Consider the following 18,308-nt stretch of genomic DNA (forward strand, 5'->3'; position numbering starts at 1 on the left):
GGACGTACTTGCAGCGCCCCCTGCGCAGTCCACCCGCCCGGCCAATCCCATGACCGACAAACGCCGCCCACCACGAGGGGCTGCGCCGTTGGCTGGAATCCTAGATCGGTGCCAGCGCCGTGAACGGTGCCCACGGCAGGTTACGCAGCAGCGCATACCCGGGCAGTACCCAGAGCCAGAACGTGGGATTGGCCAGCACCCGCATCAGCGGGTCCAGCAGGCGCGGACGGATGCCGGCGACGTTCAGCAGCATCAGCAGGAGGAAGGGCAGGCTGATGACCAGCAGCGGGTTCATCGCCATCGCGCCGGGCAGGTCGAAATGGACCAACGAATACAGGCAGCGGGTGCTGCCACAGCCCGGGCAGTACAGGCCGGTCAGCGCGTACAGCGGGCAGCTCGGCAAGGGATTGCCGGCGACATACGGATTGACGTTGCGCAGCACCAGCGCGGCACCGGCGGCCAGGCCGGTGGCGGCCAGCAGTGGTGCCCAGCGGGCCAGTCGGGATCGGGTGGGCAGTGCGGACATGCAGCAACGGATCCGGCGCAGGCGCCGGATCCGTCCACGCGGATCAGTAGCCGCTGTTGCTCATCGCACCCATGCCGCCGAGAGCGACGATCAGGATGCCGTACAGCACGCCGACCACGACGGCGGCAATGGCCGACCAGATGGCCCACTTCTTGGCCTTGGCCGAGGATTCCTGGGCACCGGCGATGTCGCCAGCGGCCAGCTTGCCGTTGACCTGGGCGGCGTAGACGATCGACACGATGCCGGCCGGCAGGCAGCAGAACAGGGTGCTCAGGATGGCCCAGACCAGATTGTTCGGGACCTGCGGAGTGGCGGTATTCATGGGTTCAAGCTCCTTGATGGGTGGTGGTGGTGAATCATTGGTCGGAAAGAGCGCCCAGTACGGCCAAGCCGCCGAACAGCCCGAACCACAACAGCAACAGGACCGGCAGGGCCACGGCCGAAGCCACCGCCCACCAGCCCGCCTTGCGCGACGCGCTGTAGGCCCCCGGCAGGTCGCCGGCCGCGCGGCGGCCATCGACCTGGGAGGCATAGACGATCGACACCACGCCCAACGGCAGGCAGCAGAACAGCGTCGTCAGGATCGCCCAGACCAGATGGTTGGGGATGTAGACCGGACGGCTGAGCGGTGGCGGTTGATTCAAAGCAAGACTCCATTCCTTGGTGGCCGGCCTTGGTGCATTGGCCGAACCTCCCCCCTGTGGGTGCGTAATCTACCTCAACCTGCGCTGCATGTATGCGTTTACAGTCAGATGCTGGCGTGCATGGCCCTTGACTGGGCGCTATTTGACGGGCCTCTGTCATGAGACAGAGGCCGTCATTCCGGGGATTGGGGCTATCGCCTGGAAGCGCTACCGACGGCCGCCGGGCCGATCAGGCGTGATCGCCACGCAGGGCCCGCACCTGCGCCTCCAGCACCGGGGCGCGGGTGGCGTGGCCATCGACGGCCGGTGCCGCCACGACCTCGACGGTAGCGCGGAAACGGCGCGGCACCCGCATGCGGCCGAGGCGGCTGTCGCGGCGACTCCACATGCTCGACCACATGCCGCGCAGCGCCATCGGCACCACCGGCACCGGCCGGCGCTCGAGGATCTTCTCGACGCCGGACTTGAACGGCGCCATCTCCCCGTCGCGGGTCAGCGCACCCTCGGGGAAGATGCAGACCAGTTCGCCTTCGGCCAGCGCAGCGTCGATCTCGTCGAACGCCCGCTGCATCAGTGCCGGGTCTTCGCGCGCACCGGCGATCGGGATTGCCTTGGCGGTCCGGAAGATCCAGCGCATTACCGGGATGTTGAAGATCCTGTAGTACATGACGAAGCGCACCGGGCGCGGAATCGTCGCCGACAGGATCAGCGCGTCCATGTAGCTGACGTGGTTGCAGACCAGCAGCGCGGCGCCTTCGTCGGGCACGTTGGCCTCGATGCCGTGCGGGCGCAGCCGGTACAGGGTGCGCACCATCAGCCAGCTGAGGAAGCGCATCAGGAATTCGGGGACGATGGTGAAGATGTAGATCGCCACCAGCGCGTTGGCGATGGCCAGCGCCAGGAACTGCTGCGGAATGGTCCAGTGCAGCAGCGTGTGCGCGGCCAGCGACAGCAACGCTGCAGCGACGATGAAGCCCGAGTTCTGGATGTTCAGTGCGGCGAACACGCGCGACATCTGCGCCTTCGGCGTGCGGCTCTGGATCAGCGCGAAAAGCGGCACCACGAAGATGCCGGTGAACAGGCCGATGCCGACCAGGTCGATGACGATGCGGATGCTGCCGGGCTGCTGCAGGAACGGCGCGATGGTCAGTCCGTGCACGGTCGCTTCGCCGCTGCGGGCGAAGTACAGGTCGAGCAGGAATGCGGTCATGCCGAACGCGCCCAGCGGTACCAGGCCGATTTCCACCGTGCGTGCCGACAGCTTCTCGCACAGCAGCGAGCCGACGCCGGTGCCGACCGAGAACAGGGCCAGCGCAAAGATGTACAGGGTCGGCTCGCCGCCCAGGTTGGTCACCGCGTAGGCCGGTAGCTGCGAGGTCAGCACGGTGCCAACGAACCAGAACCAGGACACGCCCAGGATCGAGTTGCGCACGGCCTTCTGCTGGCGCGCCATGCGCAGTACCGCCAGCGATTCCGGCAACGGGTTCCAGTTGATCTTCAGGGTCGGGTCGCCTGCATCGACCCTGGGAATCAGGCGCGCGGCGATGTTGCCGCAGATCGCCAGGGCGATGATCGCGCACGCAGCCACCACCGTGCCGTGGCTCCCGGCCACGGTGAACACCAGGCCGCCGACGATCATGCCGGAGAGGATCGACATCGAGGTCCCCATCTCGACCAGGCCGTTGCCGCCGGTCAGTTCCTCGGGCCTGAGCACCGACGGCAGCACCGAATACTTCACCGGGCCGAACAGGGTCGATTGCATGCCGGTGCAGAACAGGGCGACCAGCAACACCGGCAGGCTCTGGGTGAGGAAGCCGGCCGCCGCCAGCGACATGATCACGATCTCCATGGTGGTGGTGATCACGATCAACCGCGATTTTTCCAGTTTGTCGGCGATCTGCCCGGCCAGCGCCGAGAACAGGAAATACGGCAGGATGAAGATGGCCGGTGCCAACGTGGCGTACAGCCCGAGTTCCTCTTCTGGCACGGCCATGAACAGCAACATGCTGATGATCGCTTGCCGGTACACGTTGTCGTTGAAAGCACCGAGCGCCTGTACCACGAAGAACGGCAGGAAACGGCGCTGGCGGAGCAGGGCAAACTGGTTGTGACCGGACATGGAACCTCCTTGACCGGCGCAGCCTAGCATTCCTGCCCATCCGCTGTGGGTGCGGACCTGTGGGTGCGGACCGTTGGTCCGCACACCTGCCGTCGGACTCAGACGATATCGTCGACCACGCCACCATCCACGCGCAGTGCCGCACCGGACGTGGCCGAAGCCTGCGGCGACGCCAGGTACACCACCATGTTGGCCACTTCCTCGACCGTGGCAGTGCGCTGGATCACCGAGGACGGCCGGTGTGCCATCACGAACTCGCGGCCGATCTGCTCCAGCGGCTTGCCGCTGCGCCGGCGTTCATCCTCGAACATCGCCGCGAAGCCATCGGACAGGGTCGGGCCGGGCAGCACCGCGTTGACGGTGACGCCGCTGCCGGCCACGCGCTTGGCCAGGCCGCGCGACAGTGACAGCTGCGCGGTCTTGCTGACCCCGTAATGGATCATGTCGACCGGGATGTTGCGCGCCGATTCGGACGAAATGAACAGCACGCGGCCCCAGCCGGCATCGACCATCGCTGGCAGCAGCGCACGCGACAGGCGTACGCCGGACATCACGTTGGTCTGCCAGTAGCGCTCCCAGGTGGCGTCATCGGTCTGGAAGAAATCCTCTGGGCCGAAGATGCCAGCGTTGTTGACCAGGATGTCGACCCTCGGCAGCCCAGCCAGCAGCGTATCGACACCGGCCGCATCGGAGAGGTCGGCGGCGACATCCAATACGTCGGCTCCCGGCACGGCCGCGAGCAGATGCTGGCGGGCGCGCTCGACGCTGCTGGTGCTGCGGCCATTGACAATGACCCGCGCACCAGCGCTGGCCAGGCCTTGGGCGATGGCCAGGCCGATGCCGGCGGTGGAGGCGGTGACCAGCGCGGTGCGGCCGCTGAGTTCGATTTTCATGGTGATGATCCGGAGCGGGAGCTGCCCAGTATCCGCGCGGGAACGTGATCGGGATGCATCGCAAGGCGCAACACACGGTTGCACACGGTGCAGTAGATCCACGCCACGCGCGGATGGGATGTCCGACCAGCGACAAGGAATCAGGTCAGGTTGGTCACCGCCTCATTGGCCGCGGCACGCACCTTCGGCAGCATGCGCAGTACCAGCGCCATCTGGGTACGGATCAACTGAAGTTTCGGTGGCATCGCCTCGTCGATCTGCTCCAGCTCGGCAGCCACCGCGCGGTCGGCGTCGTTGTCATCGTCCGCGACGGGTTGCCGCGCGGTCAGCGCCGTCGCCAGCTCCTGAAGTGCCTTGCGCACGCGATCGCCCGCGGCCAGCGCCAGTGGATCGCCTGCGTAGCTGTCCACCTGGTCGCGGTGCGCACCCAGCGCCGACAGATGCCCCAGCAGCGTGTTGGACAGCGCCAGGAAGCGGAAGCCGGCATCCAGGTTGCGGCGCACGTGGCCGGGTTCGCGCAGCATGTTCGACAGTGCGGTGGACAGCGCGGCGTCGGCGTTGTGCATGTCGCGGCGGGCGATGCGGTAGGCCAGGTCGTCGCGCATGCCGCTGCGGTACTGGCCCAGCACCGAATCCAGGTAGCGAGCGGCAGTGTCCAGCACGCGTGCCAGGACGAGATGCAACTGGCGGCCCTGCCAGTCGGGCAGGATCAGGAACGCTGCCGCCGCTGCGATCGCGCAGCCCAACAGCGTATCGACCATGCGCGGTACGATCAGCACGAAGCCATCGCCGATCAGGTTGAAGCAGGTCAGCGCCATCACGGTGATCGCGGCTGATGCCACCAGGTAGCGGTCGGTGCGGGTGAAGAAGAACAACAGTGCCGACAGCAGTGCGATCAGCAGCTGTACGTGCAGCTGCGGGAACAGCTGCAGCAGTGCCCAGGTCAGCACCAGTCCGGCGACGGTGCCGACGATGCGCTGTGCCAGGCGCTGGCGGGTGGCGCCGAAGTTGGGCCGGCACACGAACACGATGGTCAGCAGTACCCATGAACCGTTCTGCGCATTGAACAGCCGGATCGCTGCAAAGCCGGCGATCAGTGCCAGTGCCATGCGCAGGTCATGGCGGAACAGCACCGAGCCGGGCGTGAGCTGCTGGCGGATGCGCACGCCCATCTCGCGCAGGGTATGCGGGTTGCTGTCGCGCAGGCGGGTGTCGACGTTGTCCAGGCTGGCTTCGGAACGTTCGGCATCCAGCAGGCGGCGCTCGATGCTGCGCAGGTTGTGAACCAGCAGGTCCAGCGAGCCGAGCAGGCGCTGCCACTGCGGGCGCTGCTGGTCACGCAGGTAGGCGAGCGCGTCGGCCAGGTCGCGCCCGGCCTGCTGGTTGCTTTCGCCGTATACGAACGGACGACGCAGCCGGATCGCCTCGCCCAGGCGGGCACAGGCCTGGCCCTGCAGGTCGAGCAGGCGCTGGCAGCGGTAAAGCACATCGCTGTGGAAGAAGGCGTCCACCAGCGCGCCATACGGGTAGTGCGAGGAACTGGCGCGCTCGTGGAAATCCTGTGCCATGTAATACAGGCGCAGGTACAGGCCGGAGTTCACGCCCGGCCGCCCGGAACGGCCGAAGCGGGCCAGGATCGCGGTCTTGGCCTCGTTCAACGCACCGACCACGCGCCGGTTCTGTTCCGCCAGGTCGAGCTGGCGACGTTGCAGGTCGGCTTCGCGCACTGGCTCGAACAGCGCAGCCTTCAGCTGCAGGTAGCGGCCCAGCTCAACGTACAGCCGCGCCACGCGTTCGCGCACCGGCCGGTTGGCGAACAGCGCAGTCCACAGGATCGACAGCAGCCCGTACCAGGCTGCACCGGCCAGCAGATGGCTGACCGCGTCCAGCGCGCTGTGCAGGTCGCTGGCGCCATGCTGCTCCAAGCCGATCATGGTGTAGATCGCCAGCGTCACCGTGGCCTGGGCAATGGATGCGTAGCGCTCACCGAGCGCGCCAAGCAGGGTCAGGCCGAAGGTGGACAGTGCCAGCGCGCCGATGAAGATCCACGGCCACGGGAACAGCCAGATCACCGAGGCTGCCGCAATGCAGAAGCACAACAGTGACAACACCACGGCCTTGATCCGGCCCCACCAGTTGTCGTCCGTTTCTGCGATGGCGCTTGCGATGATGCCGAGGAATACGCCGGGCAGGGCGGTCAGCGCGTCGAACTGCCAGCACACGGCCACGGCCGCGGTCAGCGCGATGAACACGCGCAGGCCGTAGCTGGCCTTTTCGTGGGCCCACAGGCGGCTGAGGCGGGATTGGCGGGCGGACATGCAGGCTCGGTGGAAGGGTCTTCCACCATTATTGCGGGCTGCGCGTGAAATATGGAGGGCGGACCAACGGTCCGCACCCACGGTGCTGCCGGGCCCTACATGTCGAACCGCACGCTCACAGCGAACGTGCGTGGCAGGCCTGTGCCGGCGTTGGACCAGTACCTCCGGTTGGCCAGGTTCTCGACGCTGGCGCGCACGGTCACCGGATGACCGGAGGCGAGCAGGCGGTAGCCGATGCCTGCATTGACCAGCGTGTAATCGGGCAGCTTCAGGGTGTTGTCGGCGTCGTACCAGACATCGCCGTAGTAGCGCACCGCGGCGTATGTTTCCAGGCCATCCACCCACGGCAGCTGGTAGGTGGCGTGCACGACCCCGCTCCAGCGTGCCGCACCGGCGGTACGGTTGCCCTCCTGTGCAGCGCTGGCCGGGGACAGCCTGTCGTAGGTCGGGTCCAGCCAGGTGACGCCTCCGCCAATCGTGAGGACATCGCTGAGGTGCAGGTCGGCACTGGCCTCGATGCCTTCGTACAGCGTGATGCCGTCCTGCACCAGGCGCTTGCCGGCCGGTGTGAATTCATCGATGTTGGCGCCACGCTCCAGCCGGAACACCGCCACGTTCGCGTTCCAGCGCGCGGCCTCGGCCTTCGCGCCGATCTCGTACTGCTTGCTGAGGGTCGGGTCGAGCACATCACCGGCGTTGATGTAGTTGTTGCCTACGCGGCTGCCCGCTTCCAGCGATTCGATGTAGCTGGCGTAGAGGGTGACCGCCTCGCTGGGCTTGAACATCACGGCATAGGTCGGTGTGACCGGATAGGTGTGGTAGCGGCCCTTGGTCTCGTAATCGTTGTAGCGCCAGCCCGCCAGCACCGACCAGCCGCTGCCGAGATCGACGGTATCGCTTGCGAACACGGCCTGCTGCACGGTCTCGTCGCCGCGGGTCATCACCCGTGAACCGACGGCGTCATGGCGGATGGCATGGCGCTGGTACAGGTTGGCGCGGCCGATCAGGCTCCATTCGTAGGGACGGTCCCAGCCCAGCCCGGTCTGGTGACTGATGCCTGCCACCACCTGATGCTGCAGCGGACCGGTGTGGAAGCTGCCCTGCAGCATCGCCTGCGCCAGCTTCCACTCGCTCTTGCCACCCAGTTCATAGACGTTGACGTCATAGTCGCCATTGGGCGAATCGATGTAGGCGAAGATCTTGTTGACGTCATTCCACGAGGTGGTGACGCCGTAACTCAGGCTGGTTTTCCAGTCGCTGTTGATCTGCCAGTCCAAGCGGGTCGACAACAGGCTGGAACGAGTGTCGTAGTAGGTGCCGGGGACACTGTTGCCGGTATTCCCGGCGATCGGTCGCGGCAACGAGGTCAGTCCGCGGAAGTAGTACTGCGGCGATTCCTCGCGCAGGTCGCGTGACTGGAACACGCCGTCGAAGGTCCAGATCAGTGCGTCGCTCAGGCGCGCGTCCAGCGACAGTGCGCCCACCTTGCGATCGACGTGGCCACCATTGAAGGTCTCACCCTTTTCCTCGAAAGCATTGAAGCGATAACCGAACATCTGCTCGTTGCCGAAGCGGCCGCCGACGTCCATCCCGGCACTGACGATGCCCTGCTCGCGCCAGCCCAGCTGGGTGGAGAAGGTGGGCGTATCGGTCGGCTTCTTGGTGATGTAGTTGACGATGCCACCGGGGGCACCGAAACCATAAAGGAATCCACCCGGGCCTTTCAGCAGATCGACCTGTTCCATCACTTCCAGCGGCCACTCGGTACCCCACGAGGAAACCTGCAGGCCATTGACGCGATAGCTGTCGAAGTTCAGGTCGATGCCACGGTTGCGGATCGGCGAACTCCAGCCACTGGCATAGGCGCTGACCTGGGTGGTGACCGAAGGGTCGAGCAGGAACGCTTCGCCCAGCGAGACCACTTGGCGCTGCTCGATCTGCTCGCGGCCCACGGCGGTGATCGCGAACGGGGTATCACGCGGCACGCGATCACCAAGAGCGCCGGTATCGGCGTGGGTGCGTTCGGCGGTGACCTTCACCGCATCCAGATCGGTGGCACTGCGGTTCCGATGGGTGCGCTCGGGTACGGACTGGGCATGCGCGGCACAGGCCAGTGACAGGGAAACGGCAAGCAGGGCCGGGCGGCAGAGTGGGTGCAGGAACATGGTTCAGTCATCCTCGGCGAACGGCCACGCGCCATCCGCCCGCATGGGGGAAAAGGTTGATGGCTGGGATCACGCAGGCTTGCCGGAGAGGGCAGCGGGGCGCCGCGAAGGGGCGCAGGACCATGGCTGGAGGGGAATTGTTCTCTTTTCGTTACAGCACGTCAAACCGGGAGGCGTGCGGACCAACGGTCCGCACCCACCCTCCGCGCCGGTGGTAGTGCCGGCCGCTGGCCGGCAGATTCGCAGTATCGAGAACTAGATCCACGCCATGCGTGGATGGGCTCTACTACGCCCGCTGCGCGCGCTTGAGCAGCTTCGCTTCGCGCCTGCGCGCGCGACGGGCGCGCCAGCGCTCGGCCAGGCAGGAGAAGATCACGTACAGTGCCGGCGTACTGAGCAGGGTCAGGCTCTGCGAGAACAGCAGGCCGCCGATCATCGCGATGCCCAGCGGGCGGCGCAGCTCGGACCCTTCACCCAGGCCGATCGCCAGCGGCACTGCGGCCAGGATCGCGACCATCGTGGTCATCATGATCGGGCGGAAGCGCACGATGCTGGCCTCGCGTGCGGCATCGCGCGGCGCCAGCCCATGCTCGCGCTGCGCCACCAGTGCGAAGTCGATCATCATGATCGCGTTCTTCTTGACGATGCCGATCAGCAGCACCAGCGCGATCATCGAGATCACCGACAGCTCGGTGTTGGTGCCGAACAGGGCCAGCAGCGCACCGACACCGGCCGCCGGCAGCGTGGACAGGATGGTGACCGGATGGATCAGGCTCTCGTAGAGCATGCCCAGTACCAGGTACACGGTCAGGATTGCGGCGAACACCAGGATCAGCATGTCGCTGGGATCGGAGTTGAAGCCGAAGCCCGCATCGTCGGCCAGGCGGATGTCGCCGGGCATGCGCATGCCGGCCACGGTCGCGTCGATGATCGCCTTGGCCTCGCCCATGCTCACGTTGGGAGCCAGGTTGTAGCTGAGGTCCATCGTCGTGTACTGGTTCTCGTGGGTGATCTGCGATGGGGCCAGGCCAGGCATCTGCGTGGCCACCGCGGTGATCGGCACCATGTCGCCGTTGCGCGCACGCACGTACACCTCATCCAGCGCCGCCGGGGTGGCGGTCTGCGAGGGCAGGGCATTGACCACCACGCTGTACTGGTTGATGTCCGAATAGATGGTGGAGATCTGGCGCTGGCCGAACGCACCATACAGCGCGCCGTCGATGGCGCCCACCGTGATGCCCAGGCGCGCGGCCTTTGCGCGGTCGATCTGGATGTTCTGGCGCAGGCCGGCATTGTCCACGTCGGTCCCGACGTCGCGCAGCTTCGGGTTCTTCTTCAGTTCCGCCTGCAGCTTGGGCAGCCATTCCTGCAGTGCGGCCAGGTCGTTGCCCTGCAGCGAGATGCGGTACTGCGCGCCCTGGCTGGAACCGCCGCCATCGTTGCTGGGCAGGTCCTGGATCGCGCGCAGGCGCAGCTGCAGGTCGGGATAGCGATCGGCCTTGGCGCTGAGGCGCGCCAACGCATGCGCGGTGGTTTCGCGGCGGCCGTCGCTGCGTGATTTCAGCTCGATGTTGAACTGTGCACTGGAGCCCTGGCGGCCGCTGCCCAGGCGTACACCCACCGTCTTCACCGCCGGGTCGGCCATCAGCATGTCGGTGATGCGGCGCTGGCGCGCGACCATGTCCTCGAACGACACGGTGGCACTGGAGTTGGCGCGGCCCCAGATCAGGCCGGTGTCCTGCGGCGGGAACGCGCCCTTCTTCACCGCGCCGAACAGGAAGATGGTGACGCCGATCAGGATCAGTGGCGTCAGCGACAGCAGCAGCGCGTGGCGCAGCGAGAAATCGAGGAACACGGTGTAGATGCGCAGCATCCGCTCGTGGCCGGCGTCCAGCCAGCGGCCGAAACGCGACGGCGGCGCGCTGTGGTCGTGCGCGCTGAGGAAGCGGCTGCACAGCGCCGGGGTCAATGTCAGCGAGACGATCATCGAAACCACGATGGCCGCCACCAGGGTGACGGTGAACTCGCGGAAGAACGCGCCCATCATGCCACTGGCGAACAGCAGCGGGATGAACACCGCCACCAGCGAGGCGGTGATCGAGACGATGGTGAAGCCGATCTCGCGCGCACCGGTCAACGCCGCCTGCATGCGCGGCATGCCTTCGTCGAGGTGGCGCATGATGTTCTCGATCACCACGATCGCATCGTCGACCACGAAGCCGATCGCGATCACCAGCGCCAGCAGGCTCAGATTGTTCAGGGTGAAGCCCATCACGTACATCACCAGCGCGGCGCCGGCCAGCGACAGCGGCACGGTCACCGCCGCGATCAGGGTGGGGGCCAGCCGGCGCAGGAACAGCGCCATGGTCAGCACCACCATCGCCAGGCTGATCAGCAGGGTGACCTGCACTTCATGCAGCGACGAACGGATGGTCGGCGTACGGTCGAAGTACGGCGTCATCGTGGTGCCCGGCTGCAGGTAGTCGCGCAGGGTCGGGATCTGCGCCTTGACCCGGTCTACGGTCTCCACGATGTTGGCGCCGGCGCGGGTGAACACGTACATCACCACCGCCGGCTTGTGGTCGAACCACGCCGCCTGGTAGGCATCCTGCTGGCCGTCGTAGACGTTGGCGATGTCCTTCAGCCGGATCACCCGGCCGTCGCCCTGGGTCTTGACCACCAGGTCGGCGAAGTCGGCGGCGCGCGCCACCGAGTCGTTGGCGATGATCGCCGTGGTGGTGTTGCCATCGCTGAGGAAGCCGGTGGGCGAGGTCACGTTGGCCGCGCGCACTGCGTTGCGCAGGTCATCGGCGGTCAGGCCCAACGCGTTCATCAGGCGCAGGTTGACATCCACGCGCACCGCAGGCGTCGACGCGCCAGCGATGTCGACCGAGGCGACGCCGCTGATCTGGCGGATGCGCTGCGCCAGCAGCGAGTCGGCCACGTTGTAGAGCTCGTCGGCCGACTGCGTCTGCGAGGTCAGCGCGATGGCGATCACCGGGTCGTCGTTCGGGTTCGCCTTCTGGTACATCGGCGAGCCCATGCCCGAGGGCAGGTCGGCCTGAGCCGAGTTGATCGCCGTTTGTACATCCAGTGCCGCCGAATCGATGTTGTGGCCGCTCTGGAAGATCATGAACACCAGCGAGCTGCCTTCCGAGCTCGACGAGCGCATGCGATCGATGCCCGGCAGCTGGCCGAGATGGCGTTCCAGCGGCGCGGTGACCGTCGAGGCCATGGTCGCCGCGTCGGCGCCGGACTGGCTGGCATGCACGAAGATCACCGGGATCTCGATGTTCGGCAGCGCCGATACGCCCAGGCGCAGGTAGCAGATCAGGCCGACCATGAACAAGCCGATGGCCAGCAGTGCGGTGCCGATCGGGCGGCGGATGAAGGGGCCGGACAGGTTCATCGTGCGGCCCCCCACGGCAGCGGGGCGTGGATCATGCCTGCGGCTCCTGCAGCGAACCGTCGCGCAGCGCACGCTGTTCGCGGCGGCGCGCCAGCCACTCGGAGAAGCGCTCCATGTACAGGTAGATCACCGGCGTGGTGTACAGGGTCACCAACTGCGACAGCAGCAGGCCGCCAACGATGGCGATACCCAGCGGGCGGCGCAGCTCCGAACCGATGCCGGTGCCCAGCGCCAGCGGCAGCGCGCCAAGCATGGCCGCGGCGGTGGTCATCATGATCGGGCGGAAGCGCAGCAGGCAGGCGCGGCGGATCGCCTCGTGCGCGTTGGCGCCGGCGCGGCGGGCTTCGATGGCGAAGTCGACCATCATGATGCCGTTCTTCTTGACGATGCCGATAAGCAGCACGATGCCGACGATGCCATCCACCGACAGGCTCAGCCCGCACAGCATCAGCGCCAGCAGCGCGCCGACACCGGCCGGCGGCAGGGTGGAGATGATCGTGATCGGGTGGATGTAGCTCTCGTAGAGCACGCCCAGCACGATGTAGATCACCACCAGCGAGGCCAGCAGCAGCCACACCACATCGGTCTGGCTGCCGGTGAATTCAGCGGCCTTGCCGATGAATTCGGCATGCAGGTGTGCCGGCATGTCCAGGCTGTCCTTGGTCTCCTGGATCGCTCGCACCGCTTCGGACAGCGAATAGCCCGGCGCCACGTTGAACGACACCGTCACCGCCGGCAGCTGCTGCTGGTGGCTGACCACCAGCGGTGCGCTGCTCACCTTGCCTTCGGCCAGCGCCGACAGCGGAATGATGTTGCCGGCGCCGACGGTGATGCCGGTGTTCTGCGCGCCGATGCCGGTGGCGGTGGACGAGTTGGAGGAGGTGACCTGGCCGAAGCTGGTGGCATTGGTGCCGGTCAATGCGCCGGCGCCGTTGGAGGCGACCGCCAGCTGTTCCATCAGCGCGGTGCTGGTGCGGAACTCCGGTGCCACTTCCAGCACCACGCGATACTGGTTGAGCTCGGTGAAGATGGTCGAGATCTGGCGCTGGCCGAACGCATCGTAGAGCGTGTCGTCGATGGTCTGCATCGGCACGCCCAGCACGCTGGCCTTGTCGCGGTCGATGTTCAGCTCCAGGGCGCGGCCCTGGTTGGACAGGTTGTTGTCGACGTCGGCCAGTTCCGGGCGCTTGCGCAGCGCTTCGGTCAGGCGCGTGGCCTGGGTCGCCACCGTCGCCGAATCCACGTCCGACAGCGAGTACTGGTACTCGGTGGCGGCCACGCGGGTATCCAGGGTCACGTCCTGTACCGGCTTCAGGTACAGCGCCACGCCCGGAATGCCCGCCACCGCCTTCTGCAGGCGCGGCAGGATCTCATCCAGGCCATCGCGCTCGCCGCGTTCCTTCAGCACGATCGACAGCTGGCCCTGGTTGAGCGTGGGATTCATGCTGCCCGCGCCAATGAAGGCCGACACGCCGGTCACATCCGGGTCCTGGCGCAGCGCTTCGGCCACCTGCCTGGTGCGCTGCTCCATCTGCGGGAAGGCGATGTTCTGGTCGGCCTGCACCACGCCGGTGATCAGGCCGGTGTCCTGTTCGGGCAGCAGGCCCTTGGGGATCAGCACGTACAGCAGCACGGTCAGCACCAGCGCGCCACCGGCCACGGCCAGGGTCAGGCGCTGGTGGCCCAGCACCCAGTCCAGGCTGTGCTCGTAGAGGCCGACGGTGCGCGTCCACAGGTTCTGCTTGCCGGCCGCTGCCGCGCGCTCATGCGCGTCCTCGCCCTCGGGCAGGGCGTCGGGCTTGAGCAGGTAGGCGCACATCATCGGGGTGAGCGTCAGCGAGATCAGCATCGACAGCACCACGGCGATGCTCAGCACCCACGCGAACTCGTGGAACAGGCGGCCGGTGACGCCGGGCATCAGCAGCAGCGGCAGGAACACCGCCACCAGCGAGACCGTCAGCGACAGCACGGTGAAGCCGATCTGGCGTGCGCCGATCTCGGCCGCTTCCTTGCCGCTCTTGCCCTGCTCGATGTAGCGCACGATGTTCTCGATCATCACGATCGCATCGTCGACCACGAAGCCGGTGGCCACCACCAGCGCCATCAGCGACAGGTTGTCCAGCGACATGCCGGCGAAGGCCATCACCGCGAAGGTACCGGCCAGCGAGAGCGGTACTGCCACCGACGGGATGATCGTGGCCCACAGGCGGCGCAGGAACACGAAGATCACCGCCACCACCAGGCCGATGGTGAGGATCAGGGTGAACTGCACCTCATGCACCGAGGCGCGGATGGTCTCGGTGCGATCGTTGAAGATTTCCAGGTGCACGTCGGCCGGCAGCACGCCCTGCAGCTGCGGCAGGATCGCGCGGATGCGCTCGACGGTCTGCACGATGTTGGCGCCCGGCTGGCGGCGCACTTCCAGCAGCACCGCCGGCTTGCCATCGGCCCAGGCGGCCAACTGGTCGTTCTCCACGCCATCGATCACCTCGGCCACGTCCGACAGCCGCACCGGGCGGCCGTTCTTGTAGCTGATGATGGTGTCGCGGTACTCGGCGGCGCTGGCCAGCTGGTCGTTGGTGCCGATGCTGTAGGACTGGGTCTTGCCGTTCAACGAACCCTTCGGCGCGTTGACGTTGGCCTGGGTCAGCGCGCTGCGCAGCTGTTCCAGGGTCAGCCCCATGTTCGACAGCTGCGCCGGATTGACCTGGATGCGCACGGCGGGCCGCACGTTGCCGGCAATCGAGACCAGGCCCACGCCCTGCACCTGCGACAGGCGCTGGGCCAGGATCGAGTCGGCGTAGTTGTTGACGTCGCGCAGCGGGCGCGTGTCAGAGGTCAGCTTCAGGGTGACGATGGCCGCGTCGGCCGGATTCACCCGGTTGTAGACCGGCTGGTAGGGCAGCGATGAGGGCAGGGTGGCTTGACGGATTGCCGCCTGCACGTCCTGCGCGGCGATGTCGATGTCGCGGTCCATCGAGAACTGCAGGATGATCGTCGACAACCCGGCCGACGAGTCCGACGTCATCAGTTCCAGCCCGGAGATCTGCCCGAACTGGCGCTCCAGCGGGGTGGTGACCAGCGAGGCCATGGTGGTGGCATTGGCGCCGGGGTACTGGGTGGTGACCACCAGGCTGGGCGCATCGATTTCCGGCAGCGCCGACACCGGCAGCTTGCGGTAACCGAGGATGCCCAGCAGCAACAGGCCCGCCATCAACAGCGAGGTAGCGATCGGGCGGCGGATGAAGATCGTCGAAAAGCCCACGGACTGATCCTTGCTGGCACTTCAATGTCGGCGCCGGCAGGTCCGCCGGCGCGAGGGAGAACCGTGGCCTGCGCTCAGCGCGGGCCACCACCGCGACGGCCACCGCCGCCCGCGTTCTTCTGTTCGGCCGCCTTCAGTTCGGCCTCGGTCGGCGCGGCCGGGGTCTCGCCCGGCTTCAGCGCGGTGACCTTGCTGCCCGGCTTCAGGCGGAACTGGCCTTCGCTGACCACCCGCTCGCCACCCTTGAGGCCTTCGGCGATCTGCACCTGGCTGTCGCCCACTTCCACGCCGCTGCGCACGGTCTGCATCTTCACCGTGTTGTCGCCCTGCACGACATAGACGTACTCGCCGTCCGGGCCACGCAGCACCGCCTGGGTCGGAATGACCACGCCGCCGCCGATGGTGCGCAGCTGCATGCGCACGTTGACGAACTGGCCCGGCCACAGGCCGTTGTCGGTGTTGTCGAATACGGCGCGCGCCTTGAACGTGCCGCTGTCGGCACTGATCAGGTTGTCGACCACATCGAGCTTGCCGTCGCCGGACAGCACGTGCGAATCGGCGCGGTCCAGCGCCGCCACCGGTACCGTGCCGGCGGCCTGCGCCTGGCGCACATCGCCGAGCTGGCGCTCGGGCAGGTTGAACAGCACGTGGATCGGATGGATCTGGGTCAGCGTGACCAGAGCGGTACCGGCGCTGACCACGTTGCCGGCGTCGACCGCACGGATGCCGGCGATGCCTGAGATCGGCGCGGTGACCCGGGTGTACTGCAGCTGCACCTGCGCCGAGCGCATGCTGGCCTCGTTGGCGGCCACGGCGCTTTCGTACTGTGCCACTTGGTTTCGCTGTGTATCCAGATCGGTCTTGGCGACGTACTGGCGATACTCCGGCGCGTTCGAGCGCTGGTAGTTGGAGCGCGCGGTGGCCAGCAGGGCCTCGTTCTGGCGCTTGGCTGCAGCGGCCTGGTCGTAGCTGGCCTGGGCGGTGCGCGGGTCGATCACCGCCAGCACATCACCCTGCTTCACTTCCTGGCCTTCACGGAAATTCAGGCTCATCAGCTGGCCGCCGACCTGCGGGCTGACGGTGACGGTGTTCATCGCGGTCACCGTACCCAGCGCGCTGGCATACACCGGCACGTCCTGGCGCGTGGCCTCCACCACGGTCACCGGCACTGGACCGGCATTCGGATCTTCGCCGCCCTGGCGCGCGCCCGCAGCAGGTTTTCCAGCCTTGTCCTTGCCCCCGCCGATGACGCGCAGGCCGACCACGGCCAGCACCAGGATCGCCACGACCAGCAGCACGATCTTCCAAACACGTGACATTACGAGGACTCCGAGAGGGCTGGACCGGACGGGACGCCGGGACAATGCGCAAAGCATACCTGTGCCACATCACGTTTCCTGCATGACGGATGGGACGGGCGCTAAGACCGGATGCGGCGCCGGAGGTTCCCGTGGCGCCGGTGTTGCCCTACATTCAGCTGGAACCCTCTTGCTGTGGAGATTGCGATGCGCCGTTCGCTGCTGCTGTCCGCCCTGCTGCTGGCCCTGCCGGCGCTTGCCCATGCCCAGGACGGGCAACGCCCGGAAGTGACCGCCGCCGCGCAGCGGCTGCAGGCCCGGGTGGTCGAATGGCGCCGTGATTTCCACCAGCACCCGGAGCTGTCCAACCGCGAGGCGCGCACCTCGGCCGAGGTCGCCAAGCGCCTGCGTGCGATGGGCCTGAAGCCGAAGACCGGCATCGCCCACCATGGCGTGGTGGCGATCATCGAAGGCGGCAAGCCGGGTCCGAAGATCGCATTGCGTGCAGACATGGACGCGTTGCCGGTGACCGAGCAGACCGGCCTGCCGTTCGCCTCCAAGGCCACCGACCAGTACCGCGGGCAGACCGTGGGCGTGATGCATGCCTGTGGCCACGACGCGCATACCGCCACCCTGCTCGGCGTGGCCGAAGCGCTGGTATCAATGAAGAAGGACCTGCCGGGCCAGGTGATGCTGATCTTCCAGCCGGCCGAGGAAGGCGCGCCGCCGCCGGAAGAGGGCGGTGCGGCACTGATGCTGAAGGAAGGGCTGTTTGCCGACTTCAAGCCGGAGGCAGTGTTCGGCCTGCATGTGTTCTCCAGCGTGCAGGCCGGCCAGATCGCGGTGCGCGGCGGCCCATTGATGGCCGCCTCGGATCGCTTCGGGATCAAGGTGATCGGTCGCCAGACGCACGGCTCGGCACCGTGGAACGGTGTTGACCCGATCGTCGCCACCGCTGATCTGGTCGGCACCGCGCAGACCATCGTCAGCCGCCGCGCCAACCTGTCCAAGCAACCGGCGGTGCTGACCTTCGGCGCGATCAACGGCGGCATCCGCTACAACATCATTCCTGATGAAGTGGAGATGGTCGGCACCATCCGCACCTTCGACGAAGGCATGCGCCAGCAGATCTTTGCCGACCTGCGCAACGTGGCCGAGCACACGGCCGCCGCGCACGGTGCGAAGGCGGTGACCGACATCTACGAGTCGGAGGGCAACCCGGCCACGGTGAACGACCCGGCGCTGACCGCGAAGATGCTGCCGAGCCTGCAGGCGGTCGTGGGCAAGGACAACGTGTACGAGCCGCCGTTGCAGATGGGCGCGGAGGATTTCTCGCTGTACGCGAAGGAAGTGCCGGGCATGTTCTTCTTCGTTGGATCCACCAGCGTGGGCATCGACCCGGCGACGGCGCCGGCCAACCATTCGCCGAAGTTCCTGCTGGATGAGAAGGCGCTGGATGTGGGACTGCGGGCGTTGCTGCAGGTGAGCCTGGATTACCTGCACGGTGCCGGCTCGCCTGCGGGGTGAGGGTTGCCGGCAGGGCTTGCAGCCCTGGGTACGCGACATCGCATGCGCGCTGTCGCTCCCACGGTTCGCTGCGCGAACGGTGGGCCCCCCTTACCAGCTTCCAGACCCCTGCCGCTTCGCGGCCGCCCCCTGACTCAGGGGGCT

11 protein-coding genes are annotated in these 18,308 nt (G+C 66.9%); 1 reads left to right on the forward strand and 10 read right to left on the reverse strand.

Features of this window, described 5'->3' with window-relative positions; genetic code table 11:
- Positions 1-100: 100 nt before the first annotated feature.
- The 10 genes from A7X97_RS08705 to A7X97_RS08750 form a co-directional block, all read right to left on the reverse strand.
- The gene (locus A7X97_RS08705; RefSeq protein ID WP_049410657.1) at positions 101-526 is read right to left on the reverse strand and encodes a DUF2752 domain-containing protein; all 426 of its coding nucleotides are present in this window, start codon (positions 524-526) and stop codon (positions 101-103) included.
- 43 nt (positions 527-569) lie between these two features.
- Positions 570-848 carry a CD225/dispanin family protein gene (locus tag A7X97_RS08710; RefSeq protein ID WP_005419785.1) on the reverse strand — a complete coding sequence of 93 codons (279 nt, stop codon included), beginning with the start codon at positions 846-848 and terminating at the stop codon, positions 570-572.
- Positions 849-882: 34 nt separating this feature from the next.
- Positions 883-1,170, reverse strand: coding sequence for a CD225/dispanin family protein (locus A7X97_RS08715; protein ID WP_005419784.1), 288 nt, complete (start codon positions 1,168-1,170; stop codon positions 883-885).
- Positions 1,171-1,399: 229 nt separating this feature from the next.
- The gene (locus A7X97_RS08720; RefSeq protein WP_072168918.1) at positions 1,400-3,289 is read right to left on the reverse strand and encodes an MFS transporter; all 1,890 of its coding nucleotides are present in this window, start codon (positions 3,287-3,289) and stop codon (positions 1,400-1,402) included.
- Between the two features lie 98 nt (positions 3,290-3,387).
- Positions 3,388-4,182, reverse strand: coding sequence for an SDR family NAD(P)-dependent oxidoreductase (locus A7X97_RS08725; RefSeq protein WP_111007827.1), 795 nt, complete (start codon positions 4,180-4,182; stop codon positions 3,388-3,390).
- A gap of 140 nt (positions 4,183-4,322) precedes the next feature.
- Positions 4,323-6,500 (reverse strand): YccS family putative transporter, encoded by a 2,178-nt coding sequence (gene yccS / locus A7X97_RS08730; protein WP_111007828.1) that lies wholly within the window; start codon positions 6,498-6,500, stop codon positions 4,323-4,325.
- A gap of 95 nt (positions 6,501-6,595) precedes the next feature.
- Positions 6,596-8,665 carry a TonB-dependent siderophore receptor gene (locus tag A7X97_RS08735; protein ID WP_111007829.1) on the reverse strand — a complete coding sequence of 690 codons (2,070 nt, stop codon included), beginning with the start codon at positions 8,663-8,665 and terminating at the stop codon, positions 6,596-6,598.
- Positions 8,666-8,951: 286 nt separating this feature from the next.
- Positions 8,952-12,074 carry an efflux RND transporter permease subunit gene (locus tag A7X97_RS08740; protein WP_065186763.1) on the reverse strand — a complete coding sequence of 1,041 codons (3,123 nt, stop codon included), beginning with the start codon at positions 12,072-12,074 and terminating at the stop codon, positions 8,952-8,954.
- Positions 12,075-12,105: 31 nt separating this feature from the next.
- Complete coding sequence (locus A7X97_RS08745; RefSeq protein WP_072168924.1) at positions 12,106-15,339, reverse strand: efflux RND transporter permease subunit; 3,234 nt, start codon at positions 15,337-15,339, stop codon at positions 12,106-12,108.
- A 74-nt stretch (positions 15,340-15,413) separates the two neighbouring features.
- On the reverse strand, positions 15,414-16,658 hold the full coding sequence (locus A7X97_RS08750) for an efflux RND transporter periplasmic adaptor subunit (protein WP_069140039.1): 1,245 nt from the start codon (positions 16,656-16,658) through the stop codon (positions 15,414-15,416).
- Between the two features lie 186 nt (positions 16,659-16,844).
- On the opposite strand from A7X97_RS08750, the gene A7X97_RS08755 reads away from it, so the two are divergent.
- Positions 16,845-18,164 (forward strand): M20 family metallopeptidase, encoded by a 1,320-nt coding sequence (locus A7X97_RS08755; protein ID WP_088496586.1) that lies wholly within the window; start codon positions 16,845-16,847, stop codon positions 18,162-18,164.
- Positions 18,165-18,308 lie beyond the last annotated feature (144 nt).

Origin of the sequence: Stenotrophomonas sepilia (assembly GCF_003244875.1) — a bacterium.
Taxonomy (GTDB): domain Bacteria; phylum Pseudomonadota; class Gammaproteobacteria; order Xanthomonadales; family Xanthomonadaceae; genus Stenotrophomonas; species Stenotrophomonas sepilia.